Origin of the sequence: Paenibacillus hubeiensis, from assembly GCF_032334105.1 — a bacterium.
GTDB lineage: Bacteria > Bacillota > Bacilli > Paenibacillales > Paenibacillaceae > Paenibacillus > Paenibacillus hubeiensis.
Genome location: NZ_JAVYAE020000010.1, coordinates 137,738 through 156,079, shown reverse-complemented (window position 1 = coordinate 156,079; position 18,342 = coordinate 137,738). Strand labels below are relative to the sequence as shown.

Genomic DNA, 18,342 nt, shown 5'->3' with positions numbered 1-18,342 from the left:
TCCCCATTCCCGGCCCCTCAGGACCGGGCTTCCTGATTGATATGTCCATGCATTGCTTATTGGTTCAAAGGTAAATCCGGGCTCCCGATCATCTAATCCCCACAAACCGGGTTTACTTCAACCGTGACCGGTGCATCCACATGGCGGAAGCCCTGAATCACGCCAACCCGTTTGAAAAATTTATGAAAACGCTCATTCGGATGTCCTTTTTCTTTGTACTCCGCAACGATCCGTTCCACGATGCCGCCAATTTCGTCGCCCGGAATGCCTTCCGCGACCGGTTGCGCGGGATGGGCGTTGCGCCCGAACTTTTTGCCGCCGAGGAACAGGTCGTAACCGCCTTTGCGGTACACGATGCCGATATCCTCCAACACCGCGCCGTAACATGCCATGCCGCAGCCGTTCAGGGCCACGCTCGTTTCCTTCGGCGCACTCACGCCGCCGATGACGGCCTGCAGGTGTTCTGCCATCGGTACGGCATCATCCTTCTCCATGTTGCAGAAGTCGCAGGCTTTCACCTTGATGACGTCCCCGATCGGCACCACGATGAACTTCGCGGCGCGCAGCTCGGCAACGAGCCGGTCCGGCTCGAAGGTTGGCACGCGCAATATGATCTGGTGCTCCGGCGTATACTCCAGCTCGCCGTCGTCACCCGCGCATTGCGCAAGCAGCGCCATCTGTGCGGCGCTGAACTTTTTGTTGCCGACGCCGGGCGATACGCCCACCTCGAAGAGCGGCGGCTTGCTGCCTGGCGCGGGCGCCGTGCGCTCCAGGGCCTGCGGCGCAGCGGCTCCAGGCCCGGCGTCCAGCCAGCGGCTGGCTGCTTCGCCCGCGAGGGCCCCGCCTGCCGCGAGCCGACCGAGCGCCTCCGCGGCCAGCTCGGCTGCGCCGATGGGCGCGGCTGCGGCGGCTGCGTGCGGCGCGGCAACCGCCGGCGCAGGCCGCTCGGCGACGAGCACGGCAGTGGCGCCGCCGGCATCGCTGCCCTCCGGACTCGTCGCCGTTCCCGAAGGCGCAGCGCCGGCCGCGCTTTGGCCCGCTGCCGTACCGCTTGCGGCTGCACGGGCCTCCATCGCGCCGAGCGACCATGGCTCGGCTTCCGTGCGCAGCCGCTCATGCGGCCGGAGCGGCTGTTCCGTCGCGTTCAGCGTGTATTTCCGCTGATAGCCGCGTGGGGTCACCATGAGGCCTTCGTACATCATGGTGGACGAATTGCCGATGATCACGGTCGTCAGCATGCCGATGTCATGGTTCAGCATGTCCTCCAGCGTGGTGATGACCACATGCTGGCGGTCGCGGTACGCGCTTTTGACCAGCCCGACAGGGGTCTTGGGATCACGGTAACGCAGCAGAATCTCCTGCGTTTCTACGATCTGGCGGGTCCGCCTGCCGCTCCGCGGATTGTACAATGCAATGACGAAATCAGCGGAAGCCGCGGCCTCAACCCGGCGCTTAATGGTGTCCCACGGGGTCAGATGGTCGCTCAAACTGATCGTGCAAGCATCGTGCATGACAGGCGCTCCCAGCAAGGAAGCGCAGGACTGGATCGCCGAAACGCCCGGAACCACCTCCACTTCCACGCCGCTGTCCGGCTTCCATCCGCGCTCCATCAACACTTCGTATACGAGGCCGGCCATACCGTATACGCCCGCGTCGCCGCTGGAAATCACGGCCACGATTTTTCCCGCTTCCGCCTGTCTTACCGCTTCCTGCGCACGGCTGACTTCCTCGGTCATGCCCGTACGTACGATTTCCTGTCCGGTCAGCAGCGGCCGAATCAGGTCGACGTACGTGTTGTAGCCGATAATGACCTCGCTCTCTCTCAGTGCCTCAAGCGCCCGGTGGGTAATATGCTCCATGGCCCCTGGACCGAATCCGATAACAAGCAGCTTGCCTAGTCCTTGCATCTGTTTCTCCTCCTCCGATAACCTGTCCGACTTAAACAGTGAAGAAGGACGGCTAAGCCGGCCTTCTTCGCGCCTTATCGCATATTCAAAACTCTGAGAACGCCAATAAATCCCGTCCGCAATGCGGACGGGATACGAATGTACGTATGCTCAAGAACACAGCATCATTCCGTGGAAGAATGATCCTGCTGATGCATGGCCCGGAAGGGTCTGCCGGACGGACCTATGGTCCGCCCTTTTCCTGATCGTTCGTACACCGCTCCTTTCCGCGAAGGGTCCGGTGACACATTCAAGGTAGGTCTCCTGGCTCTGGTTCATCAGCTTCCTTTTCCGTCTTCCCCGGTGATCCGAGTGACTTATCAGCAGCAGCTCCAACGTCTGCGCAACCGATACTATTGAAAGGAGCCTCCCCATTACAGTGGCGGGACCGCTCGGGATTTGCACCCGATTCCCTGTTACCTCTTGCCTGAAAGCAAGAGCACCTTGTCTGTTTTCATGTGATGATATTGTCTTCATCATACCATCCGTCAGGAAATGATGTCCATGCCCATGAAGGCCTGCATTCATTTAATTTTCCCGCCCGGACGCAATCCTTTGCCTGCGAAACTAAAAAGGCCCTGATCCATGTATGGATCAAGGCCTCTTCTTATTAGCTTTTCCGTTCCTCTTCGGTTGACCAAAACCCGCACATCAGCATAGCGAAGGACTGCTCTCAGCCTTTTCGCCTTTTTATACCGTGCATCCTTTAAGCCTGATCTACCTTCAAAGCGGCGTAATAACGGCCCAGCTCCACGATGAGCGCCCCCATCTTTTCTTCCTCGGGGACAACGCGAACCTCGATGCCTTCCTCGCGCATGGCATTTGCCGTTACTTTGCCCACCGAAGCGGCCACCACGCCCTGCCTGAACGCCTCCTGCATCTGTTCCAGCTTGCCTTGCGAAGCTGCGTATTCCGTCAAAAAACGCACCTGCGGGCCGCTTGTAAAAGCAACGGCGTCAACCTCGTTCGCGATGATTTCGTTCAACAGCTGCGCCAGCTCCGCTTCTTCCGGCGGCACATGCCGATAAGGCAGCACCTGCCGCACCTGGGCTCCTTGCTGCTCCAGCCAACTCACCAGTTTCGGTGCCGTTTCGCCATGGAGCTGCAGCATCACTTTTTTCCCGGCAAGATCATGTGCAGCAAACTCGCGGATCAAGCCCTCCGTGCTGCCGTCATCGTCCCGAACGATGGGTGAAAGCCTGCGCTTGCGCAGTGCATTCACCGTTTTGTATCCTCTCGCCGCAATCGACGAAGCCGCAAGTACATCAAGCAGCGCTCCGGCAAGTTCCATATCCTCTGCCATATCAAAAATGGCATCGAGCCCCATGCCCGTCGTCAGCACCGCCCAGTCCGGCGGATTGGAAATCCAGGAGACCAGTCCGTCCCGAATGCTCCGGTCATCCAGAAACACCGTTCCCTGTGCAGGCCGTACCAGCGGAATTCCGCCCATTTTTTCAACCAGCAGGGACATCTCCCTCGACTTGCGCGGTCCCGTCAGAGCCACGCGTATGCCTGCCAAATGTTGCGCCATATCGTTCCCCCCAGTTGGATTCTGCCGAAAGTTCATCAGTCTGACTTCAGTATACAGGCAGAGCCCATGCAGGGGAACCTTGAATACCCTTTATTTTCGGGGTTTTCCTATAACGATTTTTTATAAAATCCATAAACCATGCACCTTCTTAAGAAGGTTGAAGTTTTCCGCCCTGCGGGCCGCTTCGCTTTCTTTCATCCTCCTGCCCGGATTTCTCCGCATGCTGCTCATGCTTGCCTGCCCGTTTCTTTTTGGGTCGAAGAAACAGAAACAACAGGATCGGAATCAAGACCTCAAACACTATGGCGATCCATGTCCATTCCCGCGTAAACCGGTAAAGCTGGACGGCGTTCCGGAAAAACCAAAACGCGCAAACAAACCCGAGCAGCGCAATCGGTCCGGTCAGCACTTTGCCGGATACCTTCGGAATCATCCGTTTGAGCCCCCAACATACAAAATACAGATCAAACGCGATTTTGGTAACCATGGCAGGCAGGGTCGCCGCGGCCAATGGCAAGTCAAACCGGTCCAGAAACTCGCTGATCTGCAATTGCCGTGCCAATTCGTAAGAAGGATACACCAACCGTGAGGCAATTTCCACGCCGATGGACGCAATCGTTTCAATAAGGATCAACATCATCAGCAAAACGGCCCATAACATTCCCCGAAAAGCAGGCTTGAATTTAAAGTCACTGCCTTTCATGACAAAGGGGAGCGCAACCATCTCGCCAAAAAAGGAAAAGATGTACCAAGTGCCTCTCCCCACGCCTGCCGCATCAACATCCAAATACGGCAGCAGATTGTTCAGGTCTACTTGCGGGGCAACCATAAACGGCACGATGACCGAATTGACCAGAAACAGCGTGACATACAGCTCTGACATTCCGATCAGTGATCCCAAACCGCCCCTCACGATAAAAACGGCCATCACGAGGATCGTTAGTGCAATAATCGAGATCGGGGTCGTTTCCAACAACGTTATGCTGACATAATCGCCGATCAAACGCAAATCCCTTGCGAAGACAAAAAGAAAAAACAGGATGTACAGCATACCCGTAACCCTTCCCCAAAAAGGATGCCGTTCCACCAGGGATTGAAACAAGTCCTTATCGGGAAAGCGGCGCATCATCCGGCTGATCAGCCAGAAGGATATCCCCATCACGACAAATGCGGGGATATAGGACAAGTAGGCATGTTGTTTGGCATAATAGATGGCTTGTGCATGAGGCTGAATTAACGTGCCGGTCATACTCATCAACATGACAAGCAGAAACAGCTGCCTCGGTTTCACTTCCTGGTTCATGGTACTCCCTCCCGTCTTCCATATGGATGCCCGTGTCGTATCCGCTTTTTAAGGCAAAGGAAGCCAGTGCTGAATAAGGTGGGCGATCCATACAGATACAAAAAACGTTTTTTTGAGCTGGATGACGTATAACCATATGCCTGTCGTAACAGCGATCAAACCATAGGAAAGCCAGCGGTTTACCGCCGCCGCTTGCCGCAGATGTTTGAAATCCATAAAAAGAACGGCGACGACCATGGCCAAATAGGTAAACAACAGCGGCTTAATCATGGATGATATCCTCCTCGACTACGCCAATCGGCTTGTTGACGATACCGACATTTTCAATGATAATGTGCGGCTCGACCTCAACCGTAATGTCCGGGTAGATATCTCTCCATCGGTCTTTGAGCTTGTCCCATTCTTTCGGATATTTACGATAGATCGCACGGCCCACCCCCAAAATATCGGCCCGATATTTTTTTTGAAGCAGCTGCACGCCTTCTTCAATATCCGCTTTCACTTTTTGATGGATCGCTTTATTTAAACTCATGATCTCGTTTTCCCTAAGATCACCGTAATTGGACTCGTTGTCCACGATGACGCCCTTTGCATACATTTGAATCTTAACGCTGACCTTTCCGTTGACCACATGGGGCCGCAAGGAAGAATTATTCTCGTTTAACTTGATGAAAATATCCCCCTTCCCGCGTGGCGCCTTAACCATGATCTCGGGTTCGTTGGCCTCGCCCATGGCCAAAATAAGCGCGTCTGCCGGAGCTTTGTCTATCATGCCTACCAGTTTATCCTTAATAAATATGGCAATTCCGTCCAGCTTGATGTTTGTTTTTACATTCTTCCAATTTTCAGGGACATTCTCAGTCACGGAAGCGACTGGCAGAAACGGATCGATCCCCTCGGCCAAAATGGAGTCGATAAACGTTTTGAGCGAACGCGGGTGCCGCATGTTCAGCAGACACAGCTCCCGTACCATTTCGGAAGGGAACTTTTCGATAGGGGCATCGGCATCCAGCACTTTATAAGCCGGCCCCCTCGTTACGATCGGCAAGGCCGAGAAACGGTTTAATGGATAACGGGTCAGCAAATCAAGCATGGGGGCAACCCCTTCCTTGGCAAGCTCCTCGCCGATCAGCAATGTACGGCGGTGCGCATAGTACAGCCGTCTGGAAAGTGACTTCTGGCCTTCAAGCGACGTTCCGCGCAGCGTTTTGGCCGTATTGGACAGCATGAACCAGGACTTGTCCCCGCTGGTGCCGCCTCCTCCCCCTTCGCTTCCCGTGGAACCGGCCTGGCCCGGAAGCGCAATCTGCAGGCTTGACCGATAGTTGTTATCCTCCCTGTCAATGGCTATGCCGATGACAAAAGCGATGTCGTTGATTTCCTCGCGATCCCAGCATCCCGAGAGGACAACGGTGAGCAGGAGCAACATTGCCATGGCACGCCGCTTATGCAAATTCAGCATGATCTCACCATCCTTCCTCCGACTCCGGCGACCCGTTGATATTTGGATTCATGCGCCTCTGATCGACATCAACCTTGGAAGGGCGACGAACCATTTTCCACCACGGCACACGCATCACGATATCCTTCGTATCCGATTTATGGTATGGGCTCAATCCGGACAAATACGGAACGCCAAAGGAAGTCATCTGCGTCAGATGCACGGAAATCAGCACAAGCCCGATAACGATGCCATATAGACCCAGCATACCTGCCAGCAGCATGATCGGAAACCGCAGCAAACGCACCGTGATCGCAAAGTTGAACCGGGGAATCGTAAATGACGCGATACCTGTCATCGATACGATAATGACCATGGGCGCAGACACAATGCCGGCCTGAACAGCAGCCTGCCCGATCACGAGCGCGCCCAGGATGCTGACGGCCTGTCCCACCGTTTTGGGCAGCCTGACCCCCGCTTCGCGCAATGCTTCGAAGGATAGTTCCATAATTAGCGCCTCCACCAGTGCGGGAAAAGGAATGGCTTCCCGGGCAGCGGCGATGCTCAGAATGAGCGTGGTCGGCAGCATGTCCTGGTGAAACGTCGTGATCGCGATATACAGCGCCGGAAGGAAAAGCGCAATGGCCACGAAAAGGAATCGGATCCAGCGGATGAGATTCGAAATGAAGAAGCGTTCGTAATAATCCTCGCTGGCCTGAAGCATCTGCCACATCGTGACCGGCGCGATGAGCGCAAACGGCGTTCCGTCCACAAAAATGGCAAATCTCCCCTCCAACAGATTGCCGGCAACCGTGTCCGGACGCTCTGTATAGTGCATTTGCGGGAACGGAGAAAAGGGATGATCCTCGATCAGTTCTTCGATATATCCGCTTTCGAGGATGCCATCGATTTTGATTTTGTTTAACCTTTCCTTCACATCCTTGATCAGCTTGGGATCGGCAATGCCTTCCAAATAGGTCAGCACCACATTGGTTTTCGTTTCGGTGCCCATCGTCATGCTCAGCATTTTCAGCGAGGATGTTTTTAATTTGAAACGAAGCAAGGCCGTGTTCACGCGAAGCGTCTCCGTGAACCCTTCCCTCGGTCCCCTGATGACGGACTCCGTCTGCGGTTCTTCAACGCCGCGGCGAACGCCCCCCTTTACATTGAACAACCAGCCTTCCTTGCTGCCGTCCACAAGCAGCAACACCGATGACTCCAGAAGCCCGTCAGTGGCTTCCGCCCAGGAATCTACCTTTTTGATCTGGGTCAATGCGACTCGCGTGTCGTCCAGAGGCGCTTCCGGCTCATTGGTCCGATCTTCCACCAAGCCTCGAATGAGCGGACGCAGCATATGTTCCTGAATGTCCGAGGAATTGACGATGCCCTCGATGTATACCAGCAATCCTTGCACGTCGGGCGAAATCATGACGTTTCGGAAGACCACGTCCGAGGCATCCGAAAAGATCTCTTTAAGCGCCTCCAGATGGCTCTCATGGGTCGCACCGATGGGCTGCCGGACAAAAGGCGGGGCGGGCAATCCCAATGGAATGTGTTTTTTATTTTGAGAATTGGGGAAAGAAGGTCCTCCCTCCGTTTTGTTTCCAGCCATGTACCGTCCCTCCGTTCTCGAATCTATACACGGTAGCTTGTGCCAGCATAAACGGAATTATGTGTCAATTTTCAAAATGGTGAAATAACAATGCGGTCCATAGGATGTGAACTACAGAAGAACAAATAAAAGGCCACCCGAGTTTGTGTACTCGGATGACCTCTATGTAAAAACGGTGTAAAGGAAACCTTAATGGGTGGGTCTAAGACAATGGACTCATTGCACGTTGGCATCCACTTCCTTGATCATCTCTTGCAAAGATTCGAGCCCGCCGCCGGACAGATACCAGTAGTTTGGATCAAGGTATACGATATGACCTTCCTTGAAGGCATTTGTGTTTTTCACCAGATCGTTCTCGATGACCTGCTTGGCCGGAACGGCTTCTCCCTGGCCGGAAACGACCGCGCTGCGATCCACGACAAACAAATAATCCGGATTTTTCTCCATCACGTATTCAAAGGAAACGCTCTGTCCGTGCGTGGACACCTCAATATTTTCATCGGCAGGTTTGAAGCCGAAGACGTCATGAATTACGCCGAACCGGGAACCGGCGCCATATGCGCTCAATTTACCTTCGTTCGTCAGTACGACCAGCGCGTTTTTGCCTGAAGCCTTCACTTTATCGTTCAGCGCTTTAATCGAGGCTTCGATGGAGGAGATGGCTTCTTCAGCCTCTTTTTCCTTGCCGAAAATTTGACCAAGCGTCGTTACGTTCCCTTTCAGGCTGTTCATGTAATCGGCATTGTCCACGGCCATGTAGATGGTAGGGGCAATGTCGCTCAATTCCTCATACGAATCCTGCAAACGCCCCGAAATGATGATCAGGTCCGGTTTCAAGGCATTGACCGCCTCAAAGTCGGCCTCTTTCAGCCCGCCCACGTTGGCGTATTTGCTCTCATCGTTATATTTGGACAGATACGGGGGAACGCCCTCCTGGGGAACGCCCGCAACTTCAACGCCCAATTGGTCGAGGGAATCGAGAACTCCGTAATCGAAGACAACGACTTTTTGCGGATTTTTTTTCACGGTCGTCTCGCCCAGCATATGTTTGACCACAATCTCTCCATCCGTTTCAGCAGGTGTCGAAGCCTGGGTTTCCGTCCCGGACGCATTCCCCTGTCCCGCATTCTCGGCTGATTTCGCTCCACCACATGCCGCCATCACAACAGACAGCGCAAGCAACAACGTGAATAACCATACTTTTTTCATTCGTGAACACCTCTCGCCTTTCATTGTGAATTATGAAAAATAAACGCAAATTTTACGTCCGTCAATCCATTGCACGGGAATGTGCATATCGTAAACCTCTCTCAACACTTCCGTGTCAATGATGTCTTCGGTCCTGCCCTCCTGCACAACTCGCCCATCCTTAAGCGCGACGATATGATCCGAATAACAGGAAGCAAAGTTGATGTCGTGAATGACAATGACGACCGTTTTGCCCAGTTCATCGACCATCCTGCGAAGCACCTTCATAATTTGCACGGAGTGCTTCATGTCCAGATTGTTGAGCGGTTCATCCAGCAGCACGTATTCCGTGTTCTGAGCGATGACCATCGCAATGTAAGCACGCTGCCGCTGGCCGCCGCTCAGTTCATCCAGATACTTTTTCTGAAACGGCCCCAAATCCATATAATCGATCGCTTCCTGAATATGCAGCCTGTCTTCTGGCGTAAGCCTCCCTTGCGAGTACGGAAAGCGTCCAAAAGCAACCAGATCTTCTACGGTCAGCCGGATATTAATATGGTTGGATTGCTTCAGCACCGATATTTTTTTGGAAAGCTCCTTGCTTTTCCAGGTCCCGAGCTCACGCCCCTCAATAAGCACCTGGCCGGAATCCTTCTCAATCAATCTCGTAATCATGGATAACAGCGTGCTTTTCCCCGCACCATTCGGGCCGATGAACGAAGTGATCTTGCCTTTGGCGATGTTTATGGAGACATCATCCACTACCCGGACTCCGCCGTATTGTTTTGTGACATTTCTGACTTCTATCACGACTTATTCTCCTTTAGCAGCAAATAGATGAAATAGACACCGCCGATAAAATTGATAATGACGCTCACTGTAGTGGCAAAGGTAAATACTCTTTCAACGATCAGCTGCCCGCCAACCAACGCTACGATCGAGATCATCACGGAGCCCCACAGCAGCACGATATGCCTATGGGTTCTGAATACTTGATGGGCCACGTTCGCCACAAGCAGGCCCAGGAACATGATCGGACCGACAAGCGCGGTAGAGATGGATACCAGCACCATGACAACCAGCAGCAGACGTTTGACGATCCGAGCATAGTCCACGCCCAAGTTCACTGCATGATCTTTGCCGAGCGACAAGACGTCGAGGTATTTGTTGAATCGTCTAGCATAAAGTAGAATCAGCACGATCGCCGCCATGGAAATGATCAGCAGATCGGTATTGACGTTATTGAAGCTGGCAAACATTTTGCCCTGCAGCACCAAAAACTCATTGGGATCGATCAAGACTTCCATGAATGTGGACATGCTCTGAAACAACGTGCCGAGAATCAAACCTACCAACAGCAGCAGGTAGATGTTTCGCCCTCTCTCCCTGCGGAACATGAACTGATGCAGCAGCAGGGAGAACAGCACCATCAGTGCAACCGATACGGCAAAGTTGATATTTTGGTTGATGAAGCTGATATGTGCACTGCCAAACACAAATACCGCAAAGGTTTGGAACAGCATATACAGCGAGTCCAGGCCCATAATGCCCGGCGTAAGAATGCGATTGTTCGTGATCGTCTGAAAGATGACCGTGGAGTAGGCAATGCACGCCCCGGTGAGCGCGATCGCCAATATTTTTTTCCCTCTCCGAGGCAAGATGTAATCCCAGTTCCCGCCTGCCTGGATGGTCATAAACACCGCAACCAGAATGACTGCTGCCGCGACCAGCAAAATAAACTTCCACGTGTTAGCCGTAAATTTCATGTTCATGATGCATACGCCTTTCTTCGAAGCAGCAAATACAGGAACAATACGCTGCCGACCACGCCTACCGTCAGACTGATGGACAGCTGATACGGATAAATGACGAGTTGTCCCAGAATGTCGCAGACCAGCACAAAAATGGCGCCAAGCACCGCCGTATGCGGCAAAGTACTGCGGAGATTGTCCCCCTTGTACAGGGTGACGATGTTCGGCACGACCAGCCCCAAAAACGGAATCGTTCCTACCGTGATGATCACGACAGCCGACACCATCGCAACCAGAATGAGTCCGATATTCACAACTCTCCGATAAGCAAGCCCCAGATTGGTGGCGAAATCTTCTCCCATGCCCGCCAGCGTAAACCGGTTGGCAAACAGGTAGACGATCACCAGCAGCGGGATGCTGATATAAATCAACTCATACCGGCCTTTCATGATGGTCGAGAAATCTCCCTGCAGCCAAGAGGAGATATTCTGGATGAGATCATTTTTATAAGCAAAAAACGTCGTGATCGAGCTCATGATATTCCCGAACATCAGGCCCAGAAGCGCAATGTAGACGGTATCCTTGAATTTGACCCGCTCCAGAATACGCATGAAAATGAAGGTGCCCGCCAAGGCAAAAACAAAGGCCACCAACATTTTTTGCAAAGGAGAAGCGCCCGGGAACCACATCAACGTGACGAGAATGCCGAGCCGTGCCGAATCCATCGTTCCCGCCGTCGTAGGCGAGACGAACCGGTTCCGTGTGAGCTGCTGCATAATCAGTCCGATGACGCTCATGCTGACCCCGGCGACAAGGATGCTGATCAGGCGCGGAATCCGACTGACCTGCAGCACTTGCAGCTGTACAGCATTCAGGTCAAATAAATCCCAAGGCGCAATATCTGAATTGCCGATAAATATGTACGCGAAAGACAAAACCAGCAGTATGACCAGCATGTACCTCAACTTCATCTCTCTTACAGACCCCTCGCTTATAGCCGTAAAACGGAAGTACCCCTTCTTGCAGCCAATTTTCATCTGTTTGATTCTTATGATAATGATATTCATTATCGACATTGTCCATTATATTAGTTTTTATTAAATTGATTGTCAACCCACTTCATCGTCCTGAACAGGTTGGAAATTGCGCAAAAAAAGAAAACAACCTGCCGAAGCAGGTTGTTTTCTGCCATATCCTGTACGTTTCACTCCATATGCCCTTCAAACTAAAACATCAACGGTGTCCTGAACCGGACTGCCTTGAGAAAAGCTGGTCCAGCGCAAGAAATCGGCTGCCTGTGAATAACAAGGCAAGCGAACTTGCCAGCAGCGTATATTCCAGCTCCGTTCCGCCCAGAAACGGCGCATCCGCCTTGGCCATGATCAATGCTCCGGCCGTTACGGCAATGAACAGCGCAGCAAATACGCGGGTGCCCAGGCCTAGAATCACGGCTGCTCCGCCTGCGAGTTCAATGATGGCCACAACGGAGGCAAGGTATCCAGGAACGCCAAGACTTTCGAAGAAGCCTACCGTATTGCTGATACCGCCTTCGAACTTGCTCCAGCCATGCAATGCAAAGACCGCTCCTATGGCGATCCTCAGAAAAAACAATCCGATTTCCACACTTCTACTATTCAAGTTTCATCTTCCTCCTTCCATTCGGGGTGGGCTGAACCGGAAATGGTCAGCCAATCGACCACACAAACAGGACCGATAACATAAGAATGGCGGTCGCGGACACCAGTACCGCAAATCGCGGCAGCGTTAGCGCAACCTCCTGTTCGGGATCGAGCAGCCTCGAAATTCGAACGTTCACCGATACATCGGCAAACGACGATTGTACCGACATGTCTCTGACTCGCCATGACTCGGGACAGGCACGTATCAATTTGAGCAGCGCGCTCCCAATGCCGGCAACGTTCCCGGTACGCCTGATCGCTTCGTTATCCGCCAGTATTTCCCGGACGATGCCGTAATGTTTCGCGACATGCTTCAAAACGGGAAGATAAGGCATCATGCTGGCAAATACGGTCAGCAGCGTCGTTTTGAGCGGGTCGCGATGCCAGAGATGATGAAGCTCATGATAAACGACTGCCTCCTCTTCATCGTTATCCAGCATGTTCAGAAGGCCTGTCGACAAAACGATGCGCGGCCTCCACAGCCCGATAGTGAACGCGAGCGGAGCCTTTTCGGCCACTACGATAAATCCGGTCTGCCCCACATGTTCGTATTTGGTTTGCAGGCTGCGTGACCATCCTTTATCCTCGATCCTCCACAACTTTTTCATCGCTGCCCGTGTCTTCATCAACCGATGAACCAAAAGCCACCCCGTGCCCGCAAATGTTATGATCGCCAATCCGACGAGCACATGGCCCACCCATGTCCAACCCATTCGGCTCATCCAATGATTGCACAGCCAGAGCAGGTTAAACGGCATGTCCCATCCAAACATTTTGTACAGCAGGTACATCGACATCTGAAGGAACACAAGCAGTGGAATGCCGAGCCCAACGGCGAACAGCAGCTTCGAACGCGCCGCCCACATGTCAGTTGTTCTCCTTTTTCCACTCTTTGATCTTCTGTTCCAGCCGTTCGATCAAGCTTGCATCCACATCCTCCAACGCATCCAGCATATGGTTTACGGCCAAGGCCCCGAACTCGTCGACCAGTTCATGCGAAAGCTCCTTCGATTGGTCATTCATGAACTGTTCCTTGCTCTGCACCGGATGGTACAGCGAAGTTCTGCCTTTCTGCGATTTGCTGAGCAATCCCTTGTACACAAGCCGGTTCATCACCGTCATGACCGTGTTGAAGTTGACGTCCCGATCCTGTTCAAGCGCCGTTTGCACCTCACGGATACTGCTGCCAGGGCGACTCCACAGCACATCCATGATTTTGGCCTCCAGTGGACCAAAGAAACGATTCAATCCACGTTCTCCCACTTTGAAATTAAGTATTTTCATGATCCGACACCCCTCACACTACCCATTGTAGTTTCGTATAGCAGGAAGTCAACCTTTATATCACGAGTTGGTTGTGATTATTTTGAAAAATGCAGTAATTCCTTCCATTCCTCTGGAGCAAAAAATACGGCGCTCAGTTCGTAAGATAAAAAAAAAGCAAATGCCGCCTTTTAAAGCGGCATTTGCTTCATTCCATCCCCTTTAGGGATCGTGATCATTACAGGTAGGCTCGATTAATCTTGTTGCCCTGTCGGCATATGGGCAGAAATATCTACGCCAAGCCCATGGGCAAGTCGACCTCCCAATTGCGCGTCCGCCCGGAAGAAATGACACAGTGCACGCATCTGGATCTGCACAGGAACTCCCTTAAGGTCATTTACAAGATTGCTCAAGAGATTCTGTTGCTCTTGTGGCGTATACGAACGGAACAGCTCGCCAGCTTGTGTGTAATCATCCGTCTTTTCAATCCGTTCCCGAGTCACGTTCCCTTGCAGCGGCGCCTCGCTATCCCGATACGCCGGATCTTCCTTCGGAGTATCTTCATAGCTGTTCGGCTCGTAGTTTACCGGAGACGGGTTCTGGTTCACGTTCATCAGACCGTCGCGCTGGTAATTGCGAACCGGAGCGTAGGGGCAATTCACCGGAATTTGCATATAATTCGGTCCCAATCTGTGCCGCTGCGTATCCGGATAAGAAAACAGGCGGCCCTGCAGCAATTTGTCTTCGGAAGGTTCGATTCCCGGAACCACCACGCTTGGAGAAAATGCAGCCTGCTCCACTTCGGCAAAGAAATTTTGCGGATTGCGATTCAAGGTCATCGTTCCTACGGGGCGGAACGGGATGACATCCTCCGGCCATGTTTTAGTCGGGTCCAACGGGTCAAAGGCGAAATCGTCCATCTGCTCCGGCGTCAACAGCTGCACCATGAGCCTCCACTGAGGGAAGTCGCCATTTTTGATGTGATCGTACAGGTCGCGGGTCGCATGGTTGAAATCTTGCCCCTGCACTTGCGCGGCCTCTTCACGGGAGAACGTGCGAACGCCTTGCAACGACTCCCATTTGTATTTGACATAATGAACCTTGCCCTCTGCGTTGATCCATTTGAAGGCATGCACGCTGAATCCGTCCATTTGCCGGTAGTTGGCCGGCGTGCCGAGATCGGAGAATAACCAGGTAAGCATATGCGTGGATTCGGGCGATAGCGTCATGAAGTCCCAATACCGGGACGGGTCCTGGATGTTCGTATCCGGGGCCGGCTTAAGCGAATGGACCATATCGGGGAACTTTATCGCATCCCGGATGAAGAACACCGGCAAGTGATTGCCCACGATGTCGTAGTTCCCTTCCTTCGTATACAACTTCACGGCAAAACCGCGCGGGTCACGCGCCGTCTCCGGCGAACCCGTGCCATGGATGACCGTGGAGAAACGAACCAGCACCGGTGTCTCGGTACCCGGCTCCTGCAGGAAATCCGCCTTCGTGAATTCCTTCATGCTCTCTTCCAGCCTGAATACGCCATGGGCTCCTGCACCTCTGGCATGCACGACGCGTTCCGGAATCCGCTCCCGGTCAAAGTGAGCAATTTTCTCGATCAGGTGGTAATCCTCCAACAATGTGGGGCCCCTTCTCCCTGCGGTGCGCGAGTTTTGGTTGTCTCCTACCGGTGCGCCTTGGTTGGTGGTCAAACGTTCTGTCATATCATGCTCCTCCTTATTCAGTCATTATCATGTGGGGTATGCCACGCCATGGGTGTATATCAAATTCATATGCAAATGGGTCGCATTTGAATGTACATTTAGACTAGATCTAACTGTTAAATCGATTCTAACATGTACCCTATCGGCTTGCATGAGATTCGCATGAGTTTACGATGAGATTTGGGCGTTCTTCATGAATGAAACATGAGCATGGATATGGCAAAAAAAAGAGCGGACTAATCCGCCAGGCGGTAGCCCACTCCTCTTACCGTTACGATATATTGCGGGGAAGCCGCGTTATCCCCCAGCTTTTTGCGCAAGCTTTTGATATGCACATCCACCACGTTGCTTCCTCCGGTAAAGTCCGTTTCCCAAATGTCGCTGAGCATTTCCTCGCGAGAGATGACCGCGCCTTTGGCATCGATGAGCTTCACCAGCAAATCGTACTCCGTTTTCGTCAAATGAATGCGGGTGTTATCCCGCTGCACGCTCATCTTCTCTCGATCCAGCCATAAATCCTTGAAGCCGATGCGATGATCCTCCTCCGGCAAAAACGCGCGTTTGGGCAATATCGGACTATTGCCGATCATGCGCTGTACGCGGTAAAGCGCCTCCTGCGGACGGGCCGGCCAGACCAGCAATTCCTCCTGCAGCATTGGCCCGCTGGCGTTGCCGATCATATTTTCCCCAACCAGGTACAAACATGGCGTAACATGTTCCGCCTCGCGGTTCAAGCGGCTGCTGATGCCGGCAAAAGCATCGATGGTTCCAGCCACGGACAGATCGTAGATCAACAGGTCAAATACAAGACGTTCATGCAGATCCGGTTCCCACCGGTGAAATACCAGTACATCAAAGCAGCTGTCGGTCAGTGCTTTGACGAGTTCATGCACCTGGCCCGGCATCGGGCTAATCAGAATGACGCGCCGCGTAACGGGGCATGCCTCTACCATAGGCACTTGTTCGGACAAAGCCGGCTTGACCCGCAGCGGCAAACGGCGACCGGACAGCTTTATTTTCACTTGCCCCGTTTGTTCCTGCATTCTTCGCAGACACCTCCAAAGACCACATGAGCATGGTCGATTGCATACCCGGTTTCGTCGGCCACCTGCTTCAACCATTCGGGTGGAACCACGGTCATGACTTCATCCACTTTGCCGCACATTTCGCACATAATATGTTGGTGGTCATCCATCCGGGCATCGTAGCGGCTTGCCGCTTCTCCCAGCTTCAGCTCGCGAATCAGTTCCTTCTCGGTCAAATACCGCAGCGAGTTATACACCGTGCCGTAAGCAAGGTTATATCCCTGCTCCACCAATCGGTTCATGACGTCCGCCGCAGTCGGATGATCTTCCGAGTGGCGAACCACATCGTAAACAGCCTGTCGTTGTATCGTCAAATTTAACGTTCTCACAGCCATTCTCCTTTACTCTATCCATTCAAACCGCCCAAAGTTCACATAACTTCAAGCGGCCATTATATTGTTTTGAATCATCATAATCAATTTCAATTTAGATTAAGTATAAATCTTTATATACAAAAAAGTCAACAAAGCCCTCCGTTTTCGGTAATCCCTGCCCTTTTTCAACGTTTTTCACCACCATCCGCCTCTATATCGCGGGATAATATGGTTCGCCACCAGCCCTTTTTTCATATAGAATAAAAGAATGTGCGCTGAGAGGAGGAGAGTTTGTTGATAAGCACTTTTTTCGTAAATGTCTGTGTCATGATCACCTTTATGTACATATCGGGAATCCTTGCTAAATTTTATGGTATTCGCATTTCCGAGCCTTCGATCCGTACTCAGCTCATCGGAGGCCTATTGTTCGGAATCTATGGCACGGTGCTTATGAACTACTCTTTCCCTTTGAACGAAACGACCATCGTTGATCTGCGCCATCTTGCCGTCGTTACCGCTGCCGTATATGTCGGCGGCATGGCTTCAGTTGTGTCCGGGCTTGTCATTGCCTTGCTGCGCATCGTCTTGTTTGGCGTGTCCTCTTCTGCCATCGACTCGGCTTTTGTCTTGACGATCATCGGACTGACGGGCGTATATTTCCATTATGCCTCCTGGGCCAGATTAACCAAAATCATAACCATGAACCTGCTGGGCATGTCGCTCATCTTTATTATCCTGATCATGAACACGTCAAGCATGAATTCGTTGATGAAAGTGTATCCGCTGCAGATGGCCATCTCCTTTATCGGGGGATTGTTCATTTATGTCATCGCGGAATTTATCAATAAATCGAATGAACTGCTGTTCCAATTGGAACGGCGGGCCTCCACGGACCATCTGACCAACCTGGGCAACCGCAGGCAGTTCGAAAAATCGCTGGAACTCCAGCTTCAGCAAGCCAGGCAGCATAACCAATATCTCTCGCTTCTCGCCATCGACATCGACCGTTTCAAAAAAATAAACGACAGCTACGGCCATAGTTCCGGGGACGCCGTATTGAAGCAAATCGGGCAATTGCTCCTGAACCAGGCGAGGCCGACCGACCTCGTTTCACGAAACGGCGGCGAGGAATTCGCCGTATTGCTGATAGACTGCAATGCACATCAGGCCATGGCCATTGCGGAGCGCATCAGGCATGCCGTCGAAAAATACGTATTCGCCCTGCCTGACGGCAGCACCGTTCGCCTCACCGTGTCCATAGGCGTTGCCGTCTTTCCGGATCATTGCGACGAATACGATGACAACGACCTCTTCGAACACGCGGACCGTGCATTGTATGAGGCCAAAAATACCGGCCGGAACAGAGTATGCTCCATTCCGAAGCCGATCGAACTGCAAACCGGCGAGTGCTGACCCGCCCGACTGAAACAAATATGAAGGGATACCCCGAGACTGGCGCTTGGGGTATCCCTTTTTCGATCGTTTAGAGGCCGATCACGCCTTTATGCGCA

Annotated in this window: 17 protein-coding genes and 1 riboswitch; of the genes, 1 reads left to right on the top strand and 16 read right to left on the bottom strand. The window is 52.7% G+C overall.

Annotation, left to right across the window (positions count from 1 at the left end; genetic code table 11):
* Nucleotides 1-92 precede the first annotated feature (92 nt).
* The 16 genes from cobJ to RSX24_RS22660 all read right to left on the bottom strand — a co-directional run bounded on the left by cobJ (nucleotide 93) and on the right by RSX24_RS22660 (nucleotide 16,846).
* A complete protein-coding gene (gene cobJ / locus RSX24_RS22735; protein WP_236413170.1) occupies nucleotides 93-1,907 on the bottom strand; it encodes a precorrin-3B C(17)-methyltransferase in 1,815 nt (604 codons plus the stop codon).
* Nucleotides 1,908-2,183: 276 nt separating this feature from the next.
* A riboswitch (cobalamin riboswitch) is annotated at nucleotides 2,184-2,408 on the bottom strand.
* 244 nt (nucleotides 2,409-2,652) lie between these two features.
* Nucleotides 2,653-3,477 (bottom strand): uroporphyrinogen-III synthase, encoded by an 825-nt coding sequence (locus RSX24_RS22730; protein ID WP_236413172.1) that lies wholly within the window; start codon nucleotides 3,475-3,477, stop codon nucleotides 2,653-2,655.
* Nucleotides 3,478-3,625: 148 nt separating this feature from the next.
* A complete protein-coding gene (locus RSX24_RS22725) occupies nucleotides 3,626-4,780 on the bottom strand; it encodes a GerAB/ArcD/ProY family transporter (protein ID WP_236413174.1) in 1,155 nt (384 codons plus the stop codon).
* 48 nt (nucleotides 4,781-4,828) lie between these two features.
* Complete coding sequence (locus RSX24_RS22720; RefSeq protein WP_236413175.1) at nucleotides 4,829-5,050, bottom strand: hypothetical protein; 222 nt, start codon at nucleotides 5,048-5,050, stop codon at nucleotides 4,829-4,831.
* Nucleotides 5,043-6,242, bottom strand: a complete 1,200-nt coding sequence (locus RSX24_RS22715; RefSeq protein ID WP_236413178.1) for a Ger(x)C family spore germination protein — start codon at nucleotides 6,240-6,242, stop codon at nucleotides 5,043-5,045. The genes RSX24_RS22720 and RSX24_RS22715 overlap by 8 nt, the downstream gene beginning before the upstream one ends.
* Before the next feature lie 4 nt (nucleotides 6,243-6,246).
* Entirely contained in the window at nucleotides 6,247-7,833 is a 1,587-nt protein-coding gene (locus RSX24_RS22710) for a spore germination protein (protein WP_339275060.1), read from the bottom strand.
* A gap of 216 nt (nucleotides 7,834-8,049) precedes the next feature.
* Nucleotides 8,050-9,042 carry a siderophore ABC transporter substrate-binding protein gene (locus tag RSX24_RS22705; RefSeq protein WP_343261847.1) on the bottom strand — a complete coding sequence of 331 codons (993 nt, stop codon included), beginning with the start codon at nucleotides 9,040-9,042 and terminating at the stop codon, nucleotides 8,050-8,052.
* 30 nt (nucleotides 9,043-9,072) lie between these two features.
* Nucleotides 9,073-9,831: an iron ABC transporter ATP-binding protein gene (locus tag RSX24_RS22700; protein ID WP_343261846.1), complete on the bottom strand. Its 759-nt coding sequence runs from the start codon at nucleotides 9,829-9,831 to the stop codon at nucleotides 9,073-9,075.
* Nucleotides 9,828-10,793 carry an iron chelate uptake ABC transporter family permease subunit gene (locus tag RSX24_RS22695; protein WP_290371415.1) on the bottom strand — a complete coding sequence of 322 codons (966 nt, stop codon included), beginning with the start codon at nucleotides 10,791-10,793 and terminating at the stop codon, nucleotides 9,828-9,830. The genes RSX24_RS22700 and RSX24_RS22695 overlap by 4 nt, the downstream gene beginning before the upstream one ends.
* Nucleotides 10,790-11,743 carry an ABC transporter permease gene (locus RSX24_RS22690; RefSeq protein ID WP_236413185.1) on the bottom strand — a complete coding sequence of 318 codons (954 nt, stop codon included), beginning with the start codon at nucleotides 11,741-11,743 and terminating at the stop codon, nucleotides 10,790-10,792. The genes RSX24_RS22695 and RSX24_RS22690 overlap by 4 nt, the downstream gene beginning before the upstream one ends.
* A 262-nt stretch (nucleotides 11,744-12,005) precedes the next feature.
* Complete coding sequence (locus tag RSX24_RS22685) at nucleotides 12,006-12,410, bottom strand: DoxX family protein (RefSeq protein WP_236413187.1); 405 nt, start codon at nucleotides 12,408-12,410, stop codon at nucleotides 12,006-12,008.
* A 46-nt stretch (nucleotides 12,411-12,456) separates the two neighbouring features.
* A complete protein-coding gene (locus tag RSX24_RS22680) occupies nucleotides 12,457-13,317 on the bottom strand; it encodes a M56 family metallopeptidase (protein ID WP_343261845.1) in 861 nt (286 codons plus the stop codon).
* Between the two features lies 1 nt (nucleotide 13,318).
* Nucleotides 13,319-13,735 (bottom strand): BlaI/MecI/CopY family transcriptional regulator, encoded by a 417-nt coding sequence (locus RSX24_RS22675; RefSeq protein ID WP_343261844.1) that lies wholly within the window; start codon nucleotides 13,733-13,735, stop codon nucleotides 13,319-13,321.
* Between the two features lie 233 nt (nucleotides 13,736-13,968).
* On the bottom strand, nucleotides 13,969-15,432 hold the full coding sequence (locus tag RSX24_RS22670) for a catalase (RefSeq protein ID WP_339275064.1): 1,464 nt from the start codon (nucleotides 15,430-15,432) through the stop codon (nucleotides 13,969-13,971).
* A gap of 236 nt (nucleotides 15,433-15,668) precedes the next feature.
* On the bottom strand, nucleotides 15,669-16,475 hold the full coding sequence (locus RSX24_RS22665) for a winged helix-turn-helix domain-containing protein (protein WP_343261843.1): 807 nt from the start codon (nucleotides 16,473-16,475) through the stop codon (nucleotides 15,669-15,671).
* On the bottom strand, nucleotides 16,451-16,846 hold the full coding sequence (locus RSX24_RS22660) for a Fur family transcriptional regulator (RefSeq protein ID WP_236413193.1): 396 nt from the start codon (nucleotides 16,844-16,846) through the stop codon (nucleotides 16,451-16,453). Before RSX24_RS22660 ends, RSX24_RS22665 begins: the two co-directional genes overlap by 25 nt.
* A gap of 279 nt (nucleotides 16,847-17,125) precedes the next feature.
* On the opposite strand from RSX24_RS22660, the gene RSX24_RS22655 reads away from it, so the two are divergent.
* The gene (locus tag RSX24_RS22655; protein WP_236413194.1) at nucleotides 17,126-18,244 is read left to right on the top strand and encodes a GGDEF domain-containing protein; all 1,119 of its coding nucleotides are present in this window, start codon (nucleotides 17,126-17,128) and stop codon (nucleotides 18,242-18,244) included.
* Nucleotides 18,245-18,342 lie beyond the last annotated feature (98 nt).